Below are 12,770 nucleotides of genomic sequence, written 5' to 3'. Positions count from 1 at the left end.
CATGCACCTTCTGGCGGCCACACCGGGTACCATCCTCGATGGCGAGGAGGCGGTCGATCTCGGCCAGACGGCGGGCGACATTGTCATCTTGTCGGCGGCCGACAATGAGCTGGCCGGCCTGGCGCGTGCTCGTGACGCGGAAGGCCCCAGCCTGCGCCTCGCTAACGTCATGAGCCTCGGCCATAATATGTCGGTAGATATCTATGTCGAGGACATCATTGCCCGCGCCAAACTCGTGGTTGTGCGACTGCTTGGGGGCAGCGGCTACTGGGCCTACGGAGTGGAACAAGTCGCAGCCACGTGCCGCGAGCACCGCATTCCGCTCGCCATGCTTCCGGGCGATGATCAGCCCGATGCGGAGCTTGCCGCGCTCTGCACCTTGCCGGAAGCGAGATGGCATCGCCTGTGGCAGTATTTCGTCCACGGCGGAGCCGAGAACTTCCGCAATCTCCTAGCCTACGCCACCACGCTAATCGGTCAGCCAACCCCATGGATAGAGCCTTTGCCGCTGCCCCGCGTCGGGCTCTACTGGCCTGACGAGAACATCGCGACCGTGGACGACTTGCGTCCCCATTGGCGCAGCGGGGCACCGAAGGCGGTACTGATCTTCTACCGCGCACTGACCCAGGCCGACGACCTGGCGCCCGTCGATGCCCTGATCACGGCACTCGGCCAGCGCGGCCTCAATCCCCTGCCAGTCTTCGTCACCAGCCTCAAAGACCCTGTGTCAGCGGCAACGCTCGAAGCGCTGCTCCGCGAGGCGCCGCCGCGCGTGATCGTCAACGCCACCGGCTTCGCCGTCTCGCGACCCGGCGCACCGGCAACGAGCCCGCTCGACGGTTGCGATGTCCCAGTGCTCCAAGCGATTCTCTCGGGCGGGTCGAAGGCTGCGTGGGACGATGGAACGAGCGGGCTTACCGCGCGCGATATCGCCATGAACGTGGCTTTGCCGGAGGTAGACGGGCGCATCATCACGCGCGCCATCTCGTTTAAGTCGGAAGCGCGCTACGACGAGGAGGCGGAGATCTCACTGCGTGCCCACGCGCCTATACGCGACCGGATTGCATTCGTCGCCGACCTCGCATTGGCCTGGAGCAACCTGGCAAGGACACCGGCGGCAGAGCGTCGAGTCGCCATGGTTCTGGCCAACTATCCTACCCGTGACGGCCGCCTCGGTAATGGTGTCGGACTGGATACGCCACCCAGCGCACAAGGTCTGTTGGAAGCGATGGCGGCAGCCGGTTATCGCATTGAGAACATACCGGATGATGGGCGAGCCCTAATCAACCGTCTAGCACAAGGCCCGACCAACGCCCCGGCTAACCGGGCCACCAAGATAGGTGGTGTGAGCTATCCTTTGTCTGACTATTTGTTATTCTTCAGTACCCTGCCGAACAGTGTGCAAGCGGCAGTGACAAAACGCTGGGGTGACGCGGAATCGGATCCCTTCATGAACGGCGATGCTTTTCTTCTGCCCGCCCATCGTCTCGGCAACGTGGCGCTGTGCCTGCAACCGGCGCGCGGCTACAACATCGATCCGGCGGCGAGCTATCACGACCCAGAGCTGGTGCCGCCTCACGGCTATCTCGCCTTCTATGCCTGGTTGCGAAAGGACTTCGCCGCCCATGCGGTGATCGACTTGGGCAAACACGGTAATCTCGAATGGCTGCCGGGCAAGGCCTTGGCGCTGTCCGAGGCATGTTTTCCGGAAGTGGCGTTCGGTCCTGTGCCCCATCTCTATCCATTCATCGTCAATGATCCCGGGGAAGGCACTCAGGCCAAGCGCCGCGCGCAAGCCGTTATCGTCGATCATCTAACGCCACCGCTGACCCGCGCCGAGAGCTACGGCCCGCTTGCCGACCTCGAAAGCTTGGTGGACGAGTATTACGAGGCCGCCGGTATCGATCCGCGGCGCCTGGAGCTGCTGCGCGACGACATACTCGATCTCAGCCGCCAGCTTGGTCTCGATAAGGACTGCGGCTTTGTGGGCGACGATGATGAGACCGCACTGAACAAGCTCGACAACCATTTATGCGAGCTCAAGGAGATGCAGATCCGCGACGGTTTGCACATCTTTGGCCGGACCCCCGAGGGCGACCAGCTCACCGACCTGTTAGTGGCGCTGACGCGGCTGCCGCGCGGCGAAACGCCGGGCGAGGCCTCGCTGACCCGAGCGCTTGCCGCCGATCTTGACTTCAACTTCGATCCGCTAGATTGCGCCATGGCCGAGCCTTGGACAGGTCCGAAACCTACTCTGCTCGGCAATGGACGATGGCGGAGCCAAGGTGACACCGTCGAGCGTCTCGAAGCTCTAGCACGGGCGCTAGTCGCTGGTGAGAGATCACCTGAAACAAGTTGGCACAAGACCCGCGCGGTGCTCGAGTCCCTCGAGCGGGATATCCGTCCAGCCGTGCTGGCCAGCGGTGAAGCCGAGACCACGGCTCTGCTCGCGGGGCTCGATGGGCGTTTCGTCAACCCCGGCCCCTCAGGCGCACCGACGCGCGGACGGCTCGACGTCTTGCCGACGGGACGTAACTTCTATTCCGTCGACACCCGCATGGTGCCGACGCCGACAGCCTGGCGGTTGGGCTGGAAATCTGCCGGCCTGTTGCTCGATCGCTTCCGCCAAGACCACGGCGCCTGGCCCACAAGCCTCGCCATCAGCGCCTGGGGCACCGCCAACATGCGCACTGGTGGCGACGATATCGCCCAGGCATTAGCCTTACTCGGCGTGCAACCGAACTGGGACACGGCCTCGCGACGTGTCACGGGCTTCGAGATCCTGCCCGTGAGTGTTCTCGATCGCCCGCGGGTCGATGTGGTATTTCGCATCTCAGGCTTCTTCCGCGACGCCTTCCCTGCCCAGATCGACCTGCTCGATTCCGCCGTACGGGCGGTGGCAGCGCTCGATGAGCCGGAGTGTGACAATCCGCTCGCTGCACGCGCGCGCGCTGAGCGCGACCATCTGCGTGCCAAGGGACTGGACGAGGCGGAGGCGGAGGCGCGTGCGGGCCACCGCGTCTTCGGGTCCAAGCCTGGCGCCTACGGCGCCGGCCTGCAGGCATTGATCGACGAGAAGGGCTGGGAGTCGGACGCCGATCTCGCCCGCGCCTATCTTGCCTGGGGTGGCTACGCCTATGGTGCCGGCGCCAAAGGGGAAGCGCGCCATGGCCTATTCGAGGCGCGATTGCGCAATGTCGAGGGCGTGGTGCAGAACCAGGACAACCGCGAGCACGACCTGCTCGATTCCGACGACTACTATCAGTTCGAGGGCGGCTTGGCCGCGGCCGTACACCACCTCAGCGGACAGGCACCTACGGTCTACCACAACGACCATTCACGCCCCGAGTCGCCACGTATCCGTACTCTCGAAGAGGAGATCGCACGCGTCGTACGCGCCCGCGTGGTCAACCCGAAATGGATCGCTGGCGTCATGCGCCATGGCTATAAGGGTGCTTTCGAGATGGCTGCAACGGTCGATTACCTTTTCGCCTTCGCGGCGACAACGCATAGCGTGGCTGACCACCATTTTGATGCCGTCTACGAGGCCTATCTCGAGAACGACGACGTGCGCAACTTTTTGCTTGATGCCAATCCCGCCGCCGCGCGCGAGATGGCAGAGCGTCTTTTAGAAGCCCAATCGCGTGGCCTGTGGCAGCCGCGCGCCAACGATACGGGTCGCCGCCTGGAGGAGCTTGCGAGATGACTGACAATGATTTTGCTCGCGCCAACGATAAGGCGCACAAGAAGAAGATCGCCCGCGACAAGATGCTTGCCACGAAGACCATCGAGAAGGGCCTACTGATCGTCCATACCGGGAAGGGCAAGGGAAAATCCACCGCCGCCTTCGGCCTGGTCATGCGTGCGCTCGGCCACGGCATGCACGTCGGCATCGTGCAGTTCGTCAAGGGTAAATGGGAGACGGGCGAGCGCAGCGTGCTTGAGCGTTTCCCCGATCTCGTGACCATCCGCGCCATGGGTGAAGGCTTCACCTGGGAGACTCAGGATCGCGAGCGCGATATTGCAGCCGCAAAGAAGGCCTGGGAGGCGTCGAAAGAGATGATCTCGAGCGGTAATTACGATCTCGTGCTGCTCGATGAGCTCAATATCGTGCTGCGCTACGAGTCTCTCCCGCTCGACGATGTAGTGGCATTCCTTTCCAACAGACCCGAGATGCTGCATGTTGTCGTCACCGGCCGCAACGCCAAGGACGAGTTGATCGAAGCTGCCGATCTGGTCACTGAGATGACCCAGATCAAGCATCCTTTCCGCGCCGGAGTGAAGGCGCAGAAAGGCATCGAGTTTTGACAGCAACGATCATGCTTCAGGGCACAGGCTCGAATGTCGGCAAATCGCTGCTGGCCGCGGGGCTATGCCGCGCCGCCCAGCGCCGAGGCATCGCCGTGCGCCCCTTTAAGCCCCAGAACATGTCGAACAATGCCGCAGTCACGGCTGACGGCGGCGAGATCGGCCGCGCCCAGGCCTTGCAGGCGCGTGCCTGCGGCGTGGTGCCGAGCCGGTATATGAACCCAGTGCTACTCAAGCCTCAGTCAGATATCGGCGCCCAGCTCGTCGTCTGCGGCGAGGTGCGCGGCAATGCCGGCGCCGCCGACTACCAGGCGCTCAAGCCGAGCTTGCTGGACGCGGTGCTGGAGAGCTTTGCGCGACTCGGTGACGAAGCGGAGCTGATCGTTGTCGAAGGTGCCGGCAGTCCCGCCGAGGTCAACCTGCGCGCGAACGACATTGCCAATATGGGCTTTGCCACGACCGCCGGCGTACCCGTGGTGCTGATCGGCGATATCGACCGCGGCGGCGTCATCGCCCAGCTCGTCGGCACCTGGGAATTGCTCGACGCCACCGACCGCGCCTGTCTCGCCGGCACCATCGTCAACCGATTTCGTGGCGATATCCGGCTGTTCGACGGCGGCCTGGCGATGATCGCCGAGCGTACCGGGCTGGAGAGCTTCGGCGTACTACCGCACTTCGCCCATGCCGCGCGCCTGCCGGCGGAGGATGCCGTAGCGCTCGGCCCCAGCACCACTGGCTGCGGCATACGCATCGCCGCACCGGTGCTGCCGCATATAGCTAATTTCGACGACCTCGATCCCTTGCGTGCCGAACCCGATGTCACGCTCGAACTGGTTCACACCGGCACACCACTTCCGGGCGCCGCCGACTTGATCCTACTGCCGGGTTCGAAAGCGGTACTTTCCGATCTTGCGACGCTGCGACGCGAGGGCTGGGATATTGATATCCTCGCCCACCACCGGCGCGGCGGCGCCGTGCTCGGAATTTGTGGTGGCTATCAGATGCTCGGCAAACGACTTGCCGATCCTAACGGCATCGAAGGTGAGCCGGGAGAGACGGCAGGGCTCGGCCTGCTAGCGATCGAGACCACGCTGGCCGGCGCCAAAACCCTCATCCAAACTCAAGGAACCGATCTGGCGAGCGGCGAGGCGGTGCGAGGCTATCATATGCATGTCGGAGTCAGCAGTGTAGACGCGGCGCCGATGCTGCAACTCGACGCCGGGCCTGACGGCGCGGTCTCAGCCGACGGGTGCGTGCGCGGCTGCTACTTGCATGGCCTCTTCGCCGATGATGGCTTTCGCCATGCCTTCCTCGATTCCCTCAAACGCCGCGAGGCAAGCAGCGTAGCCTACGAGGCCGTCATCGACGAAACCCTCGATGCTCTTGCGGCACACATGGAAGGCCATTTGGCGGTGGATCGGCTATTGGAGGTCGCCTGTGCCACCTGACTCACAGCAAAGCAAGCAAGCCGAGAAGAATGGCAAGCGCGAAGCCGACCAGGCGGTAGATCCTGAGCGCCCCATAAATATCAGCGGGGGTTGCTTCGCGCCGACCATCGCCGAGCCAGGGCGCGTCTACCCCCTTGCCAGCGTAGGTCCGTGGACCAGCCAGAGCCACACCGAGTGCGCCTGCCATGGCAGCCTCTGGCCAGCCGGCATTGGGCGAGATTGTTTTGCGAGCATCGCGCCACATCACGCGCCAACCGCCGCCGACCAGGCAGAGCACGATGCCGGTGATCCGCGCTGCCGGCCAGTTCGCGGCATCGTCAAGACGCGCAGCAAACCTCCCGAAGGCCTTGTGGCGCGGTGTGCGATGGCCGATCATGCTGTCGAGGGTGTTGACAGCCTTATAGGCCAGCATGCCAGGCAGGCCGAGCAGCACATACCAGAAGAGCGGCGCTACAACGCCATCGCTCAGGTTCTCGGCGACAGACTCGATCGCCGCACGCGCCACACCCGCCTCGTCGAGACTGTCCGGGTCGCGCCCGACAATATGGGTTGCCGCCGCGCGCCCCGCCTCGAGGTTGTCTTCCTCCAGGCCAAGCGCCACGGCCCGCGCGGCATCGTGCAGGCCGCGATAGCCCAACAGAGCGCTGGCGACGAGCGCTTCCACGGCCCAGCCGCCGGGGAAGGTGCGCATGCCCCAGGCGAGTGCCCAGCCGATGCCTGCACACAGCGCCACGACAAAGACCGCCATACCGGCACCAACCCAGGCCGAGCCACGGTTAAAACGCATATCGAGGGCGGTGATAAGATGCCCAATCATCACCACCGGATGCGGAATCCGGCAATAGACTGGCGCCGGATCGCCAATCAGCCAATCCAGCGCCAGCGCCAGCAGCAGCACCAGCGGAGGAGCCGCATGAGAGAATTCAGAAAGACCCGGCGCCCACATAGCGCGAGCATGAAGAGGGCTGCGGGCGTGGTCAACGCCGGGGTCTGGTCATGAGCACGGGCGTCATGGTCTGTGGCCATGGTAGCCGCGACGATGAAGCGGTAAAAGAGTTCGCGGCCGTCGCCCGCGGCATCGCCGAGCGCCTGCCGGAGTACGATGTCGATTCGGGCTTTCTCGAGTTCGCCACACCGATCATTCGGGAAGGCCTCGATGCTTTGCGTGAACGCGGCAATACCCGCATTCTGGCCGTGCCCGGCATGCTGTTCGCCGCCGGCCACGCAAAGAACGACATTCCCTCGGTTCTGGGCGCCTACGGTGCCGAGCACCCGGAGCTGACCATCGATTATAGCCGCGAGCTCGGCATCAATCTGAAGCTAATTCGCGCCGCCGGGGTCTGCGTCGAGGAGGCTCTCGCCGCCGCCGGTGATCATATCGCGCGCGAGGACACGGCACTAGTCGTGGTCGGGCGCGGCACCTCGGACCCGGACGCCAACAGCAACATCGCCAAGGTCATGCGCTTGATCTGGGAAGGCCTCGGTTTGGGCTGGGGCGAGACCGCCTATTCCGGCGTTACCTTTCCGCTCGTTGAGCCGGGGCTGGAGCATGTCGCCAGGCTCGGCTATCGACGTATCGTCGTCTTCCCCTATTTCCTCTTTACCGGCATCTTAGTGAAGCGCATCTACCACTACACCGGCGTTGTTGCGGAGCGACATCCCGATATCGAGTTCCTCAAGGCTCCCTATCTCAACGACCACCCGCTGGTGCTAGACACTTTCGCCGAGCGCGTGCGCGAGATCCTCAACGAAACTAATGTCATGAACTGTAAGCTCTGCAAGTATCGTGAGCAGATGTTGGGCTTCGAGGACGAGGTGGGGCTACGCCAGGAAAGCCACCACCATCATGTGGAAGGCATCGGTACCGGGGAGTCCCAAGGTCACGATCACGATCACGGGTTTCACCACCATCACCCGTATCCCCATGCGGCACATCCGCTGGGGCCGAAGAGCATGAAATGAGCGCGCTCGGCGCATGGCTGCGCGACCCGGAGGAGATCTATCGCCGATCCTTCGCAATTATCCACGCCGAGACGCCGCTCGACGGTCTGCCACCCGCCTTGGCCGAAGTAGCGGTGCGCATCGTACACGCCTGCGGCATGACCGATGTCGTGACCGATCTCGCCCATGCGGGCGACCCCGCCGTAGCGGCCTGCCGTGCGCTTGCGAAGGGTGCCCCGATCTTGACAGACAGTCGCATGACCGCTGACGGAATCATCCGCAGCCGCCTGTCAGGTGAGAACGCGGTCATCTGCACCCTGGACGAGGCCGAGGCGCAAGGCACCACACGTTCAGCTGCCGCCGTCGACCTCTGGGGCACACGCTTAGACAACGCCGTGGTCGCCATCGGCAATGCGCCGACGGCCCTGTTCCGCCTGCTCGAGCTATTGGCCGACGGCGCACCCCGCCCAGCAACAATCCTCGCCTTTCCCGTGGGTTTCGTCGGCGCCGTGGAATCGAAAGAAGCGTTGATCGCCCATACCGACGTGCCTTATCTCACGCTGCGCGGGCGACGCGGTGGTAGCGCTATGGCGGCGGCGGCGGTCAACGCCGTGGCTGGACTCCCATGACACCCTGGCTCAGCGTCGTCGGCATTGGCGAGGATGGTCCCGAAGGGCTTGGCCCGGCCGCACGCGCGGCGCTTAACAATGCGGCGGTTTTAGTTGGCGGTGGACGTCACCTGGCCATGCTACCAGACGATGGTCGCGAGCGCCTAGCCTGGTCGAGCCCGCTCGGCCATCGGGTCAACGAGATCGTCACCCGCCGCGGCGAGGCGATCTGCGTACTGGCAAGCGGCGATCCCCTGTGCTGGGGTATCGGCACCACACTGGCGGCGCGCATCCCCATCGCCGAGATGCGCATATTCCCGGCGCCTTCCGCGTTCTCGCTGGCCTGCGCCCGCCTTGGCTGGCCACTACCTGACGTCGAATGCCTCAGTCTGCATGGGCGGTCTTTGGCGCTGGTCAACGCCTGCCTCTATCCTAGTGCGAAGCTGCTCGCCCTGAGCAATGACGGCGCAACGCCGGCTAAACTCGCGGCACATCTGGTGGCCTGCGGCTATGGCGAAAGTCGAATCATGGTGCTCGAACGCATGGGCGGTCCAGAGGAGCAACGCATCGAAGCAACCGCCGCCACTTGGCAGGACGAGACGGCCGATCTCAATACCATTGCCGTCGATTGCCTGGGAGGACCCGCCCACGCTCGCGTACCCGGCCTGGAAGATAACACCTTCGAGAGCGATGGTCAGCTCACCAAGCGCGAGGTTCGCGCCGTGACACTATCGGCGCTAGCTCCCTTGCCCGGACAACTATTGTGGGACGTTGGCGCCGGTGCAGGATCGATAGCCATAGAATGGCTACGCAGCGACCGTCGCTGCAGAGCCATCGCCATCGAGCGCGAGGCGGCACGTTGCGCCCGCATCATTACCAATGCCGAAGCTCTCGGCGTTCCTGGACTGGACATCGTGGAGGGGGCAGCGCCCGAGGCGCTAGCCGGGCTGACGCAGCCCGATACCATCTTCCTTGGCGGCGGCGTAGCGAACGAAGAGACTTGGCGGGTCTGCTGGCAGGCCTTGGGCAGCGGCGGACGGCTGGTCGCTAACGCCGTCACCGTGACAGGCGAGAGCCGTATCCTCGAATGGCAAACGCGCACGGGCGGACGTCTAGTACGCCTTGTCGTCTCCCGCGCCGAGCCCATGGGCGACAGCGTCGCCTGGCGCGCGCTCAGACCCGTCACCCAGTTGATTGCGGAGAAACCATGAGTGGAACCGTCTACGGGCTAGGCGTCGGGCCAGGCGATCCCGAGCTTCTGACCTTGAAGGCCTTGCGCATCTTGCAGGCCTCACCGGTACTCGCCTTTCCAGCGCCGGAGACGGGCGAGAGTCTGACCCGCGCCATCGTTGCCACACACCTGCCCGCCGGCCAGCGCGAGATCGCCATCCGCGTGCCCATGGTGGCCTCGCGCTTTCCCGCGCACGAGGTCTATGATCAGGCGGCGGAGGAGATCGCGGACATCGTTGCCGGCGGTAAGGATGTCGCCGTGCTCTGCGAAGGCGATCCATTTCTCTACGGCTCGTTCATGTATCTCTTCGCCCGCCTGGCTGACCACTGCCCGGTCGAGGTGGTGCCAGGTGTCTCCTCTCTGACCGCCGCGGCCTGCCGTCTCGGCGTGCCGCTGACCTCGCGTAACGACGTGCTTGCGGTCATTCCGGCACCGCTGAAGGCTGACGCGCTAGCCGCACGGCTGGCAGTGGTCGAGGCAGCTGCGATCGTCAAGCTGAGCAGGCATTTCACCAAAGTACGCCAAGTGCTCGACCATCTCGGCTTGACGGCACAGGCGCGCTACATCGAGCGCGCGACCATGGCCGACGAGCGCGCCCTGCTATTGACCAACGTCGACCCCGACAAAGTGCCCTATTTCTCGATGATCCTGGTGCACCGGCGTGGGGAGGCTTGGCGGTGAACCCTGCGATCGTGGTGCTAGGCGCCTCAGGAATGGCGACCGCGGAACGCGTTTCTACGGCACTGCCCGGTGCCACTCTGTACGGATTTAAGAGACGAACCGATGCCGAGGCAACTTTCTCTGATGTCGGTGAGCACCTGCGCGCCGTATTCGATGCAGGTATACCGATTATTGGTATCTGCGCAGCAGGAGTACTGATCCGCTGTCTCGCCCCCGTGCTTACCGACAAGACATCCGAGCCCCCAGTGCTCGCTGTCGCCGATGATGGAAGTACCGTAGTGCCACTCCTTGGCGGTCACCGTGGTGCCAATACCCTAGCCGAGACGATCGCCGCAGCACTCGGCGCGCACGCCGCCATCACCACGGCGAGCGAGGCGCGCTTCGGCACTGCCTTCGACGACCCGCCGCCTGGCTGGCGCCTCGCCAATCCCGAACATGTCAAGCCTTTTGCCGCGGCGCTGCTGGCTGGTGCCGGGGTGACGGTCGATGGCGAGGCGCCGTGGTTGCCAGACCTGCCGAGCGGCGAAGACTTGCATATCCTGATATCGGCTCAGGCGGCAGCGGGCGATGCCGCAACGCTTGTCTATCACCCGCAAACCTACGCCCTCGGTATCGGCTGCGAACGCGGCGCCAAGAGCGCCACCACCTTGGCTGTGGAGGTTCTGACCGAGGCCCGAATCGCGCCGGGCGCCGTCGCCTGTGTGGCCACTCTAGACATCAAGGCTGACGAGCCGACCCTGACCGCTCTCGCGGCGGAACTCGACGTGCCGTTGCGCGTCTTCCCCGCGGCGCGCCTGGAGCAGGAGACACCGCGCCTAAGCGCACCGTCCGAGACGGTGTTCCGCGAGGTCGGTTGCCACGGTGTAGCCGAAGGCGCGGCGCTGGCCTGCGTCGGAGGAGATGGCGCACTCATCGTTACCAAGCGCAAGCGCGACGGCGTGACTTGCGCCTTGGCGCGTGCCAGCGGGCTACTGGATGCCGCGGCCATCGGCGCCGCACGCGGACGCCTGGCTGTGGTCGGAATCGGTCCCGGCACGGCCGACTGGCGCACACCCGAAGCGAGCCGGCTGATTGCCCAGTCAACGGACCTGGTGGGTTATGGCCTCTATCTCGACCTGCTCGGCCAGGCCGCGGGCGAGCGCCATGCCTATGCGCTGGGCGAGGAGGAGACACGCGTCGATGCCGCGCTCGATCTTGCCGCTACGGGGAAGCGCGTGGCGCTGGTCTGCTCGGGCGATGCCGGGATTTACGCTATGGCGTCGCTGGTCTTCGAGCGCCTGGAGCGTTGCGCCAAGCCGGAATGGCGACCCGTCGAGGTCGTAGTGGCGCCAGGTATCTCCGCTCTGCAAGCCGCCGCCGCCCGTGCCGGCGCACCGCTAGGTCATGACTTCTGTGCCATCTCGCTTTCAGATTTGATGACGCCATGGGAGGTGATCGCACGCCGCGTCAAGGCGGCGGCAAGGGGGGGGTTCGTGGTCGCCTTTTACAATCCTGTCTCCAAGCGTCGGCGCCAGGGTCTGGCCGAGGCGCGCGGAATTTTGCTCAAGCATCGCGCGCCTGATACACCGGTGCTGCTGGCACGCAGTCTTGGCCGCGATGATGAAACCGTGACAGCAACGACGCTTGCCGCACTCTCGGTCGACGATGTCGATATGATGACTCTGGTGATGGTCGGCTCCCAGAGCACGCGCACACTCGACCGCGATTTTGCCGCGCCCTGGATTTATACGCCGCGCGGCTATGGGGATCGCGCATGACGGTGCATTTTATCGGCGCCGGCCCCGGCGCTACTGATCTTATCACCGTGCGCGGGCACGATCTGATCGCTACCTGCTCGGTTTGTCTCTATGCCGGCTCACTTGTGCCAACTGACTTGGTGGCCGTGGCTCCCGATAGCGCGCGCGTGGTGGACACCGCGCCACTCACCCTCGACGAGATTGTCGCGGAAATGCAGGCCGCGCACGAAGCCGGTCTTGACGTCGCGCGGGTGCATTCTGGCGACCCTTCGCTCTATGGCGCCATCGCCGAACAAATGCGCCGCCTCGATGCCCTCAGCATTCCTTATGACATCACCCCCGGCGTGCCCGCCTTCGCCGCCGCCGCCGCGACCTTGGGCTGCGAGTTAACCAAGCCCGGCGTGAGCCAGACCGTGATCCTCACCCGCACCGCCGGCAAAGCCTCGGTAATGCCCAAGGGCGAAGAGCTCGAAACGCTCGGGCAATCCGCCGCGACTCTCGCCATTCACCTTTCGATCCGCAACCTGCGCGCCGTCGTGCGGGCGCTCGCGCCCCACTACGGCGAAGCCTGCCCTGTCGCCGTGGTCTACCGCGCAAGTTGGCCCGACGAGCAGGTTATCCGTGGCACATTGGCTAATATCCACGCCCAGGTCCGCACCGCCAAGATCACCCGAACCGCGCTCATATTGGTAGGCCCCGCACTCGCCGACACCACCCACGCCGAGAGCGCACTGTATGCTGCCAGCCACGCGCATATTTTGCGACCAAGACGCAAGCCGGATTGACCGGCGCAACCGGTTGGCGAACAGTCCGACAA

The 12,770-nt window shown here is 64.6% G+C and carries 10 protein-coding genes; 9 read left to right on the top strand and 1 reads right to left on the bottom strand.

Annotation, left to right across the window (positions count from 1 at the left end; all coding sequences use genetic code 11):
* The first annotated feature begins 1 nt into the window (after window position 1).
* The 3 genes from cobN to QF629_03390 are packed head-to-tail and all read left to right on the top strand — an operon-like array spanning window position 2 to window position 5,756.
* Window positions 2-3,706, top strand: a complete 3,705-nt coding sequence (gene cobN, locus QF629_03400) for a cobaltochelatase subunit CobN (protein ID MDP6012582.1) — start codon at window positions 2-4, stop codon at window positions 3,704-3,706.
* A complete protein-coding gene (cobO, locus tag QF629_03395; protein ID MDP6012581.1) occupies window positions 3,703-4,308 on the top strand; it encodes a cob(I)yrinic acid a,c-diamide adenosyltransferase in 606 nt (201 codons plus the stop codon). The genes cobN and cobO overlap by 4 nt, the downstream gene beginning before the upstream one ends.
* Window positions 4,309-4,319: 11 nt before the next feature.
* The gene (locus QF629_03390; protein MDP6012580.1) at window positions 4,320-5,756 is read left to right on the top strand and encodes a cobyric acid synthase; all 1,437 of its coding nucleotides are present in this window, start codon (window positions 4,320-4,322) and stop codon (window positions 5,754-5,756) included.
* Between the two features lies 1 nt (window position 5,757).
* On the opposite strand, the gene cbiB is transcribed toward QF629_03390, so the two are convergent.
* A complete protein-coding gene (gene cbiB / locus QF629_03385) occupies window positions 5,758-6,651 on the bottom strand; it encodes an adenosylcobinamide-phosphate synthase CbiB (GenBank protein MDP6012579.1) in 894 nt (297 codons plus the stop codon).
* A 101-nt stretch (window positions 6,652-6,752) separates the two neighbouring features.
* On the opposite strand from cbiB, the gene QF629_03380 reads away from it, so the two are divergent.
* The 6 genes from QF629_03380 to cobM are packed head-to-tail and all read left to right on the top strand — an operon-like array spanning window position 6,753 to window position 12,738.
* Window positions 6,753-7,718, top strand: coding sequence for a sirohydrochlorin chelatase (locus QF629_03380; protein MDP6012578.1), 966 nt, complete (start codon window positions 6,753-6,755; stop codon window positions 7,716-7,718).
* Window positions 7,715-8,326: a precorrin-8X methylmutase gene (locus tag QF629_03375; GenBank protein ID MDP6012577.1), complete on the top strand. Its 612-nt coding sequence runs from the start codon at window positions 7,715-7,717 to the stop codon at window positions 8,324-8,326. The genes QF629_03380 and QF629_03375 overlap by 4 nt, the downstream gene beginning before the upstream one ends.
* On the top strand, window positions 8,323-9,516 hold the full coding sequence (gene cbiE / locus QF629_03370; GenBank protein ID MDP6012576.1) for a precorrin-6y C5,15-methyltransferase (decarboxylating) subunit CbiE: 1,194 nt from the start codon (window positions 8,323-8,325) through the stop codon (window positions 9,514-9,516). Before QF629_03375 ends, cbiE begins: the two co-directional genes overlap by 4 nt.
* Window positions 9,513-10,217, top strand: a complete 705-nt coding sequence (cobI, locus tag QF629_03365; protein ID MDP6012575.1) for a precorrin-2 C(20)-methyltransferase — start codon at window positions 9,513-9,515, stop codon at window positions 10,215-10,217. The genes cbiE and cobI overlap by 4 nt, the downstream gene beginning before the upstream one ends.
* Complete coding sequence (cobJ, locus tag QF629_03360) at window positions 10,208-11,974, top strand: precorrin-3B C(17)-methyltransferase (protein MDP6012574.1); 1,767 nt, start codon at window positions 10,208-10,210, stop codon at window positions 11,972-11,974. The genes cobI and cobJ overlap by 10 nt, the downstream gene beginning before the upstream one ends.
* Complete coding sequence (gene cobM, locus QF629_03355) at window positions 11,971-12,738, top strand: precorrin-4 C(11)-methyltransferase (protein ID MDP6012573.1); 768 nt, start codon at window positions 11,971-11,973, stop codon at window positions 12,736-12,738. The genes cobJ and cobM overlap by 4 nt, the downstream gene beginning before the upstream one ends.
* Window positions 12,739-12,770: the final 32 nt, after the last annotated feature.

This window comes from Alphaproteobacteria bacterium, from assembly GCA_030739735.1.
Lineage (GTDB): Bacteria > Pseudomonadota > Alphaproteobacteria > UBA7887 > UBA7887 > UBA7887.
The sequence above is the reverse complement of the archived record's forward strand: the minus strand, read 5'-3'. Positions and strand labels throughout refer to the sequence as shown.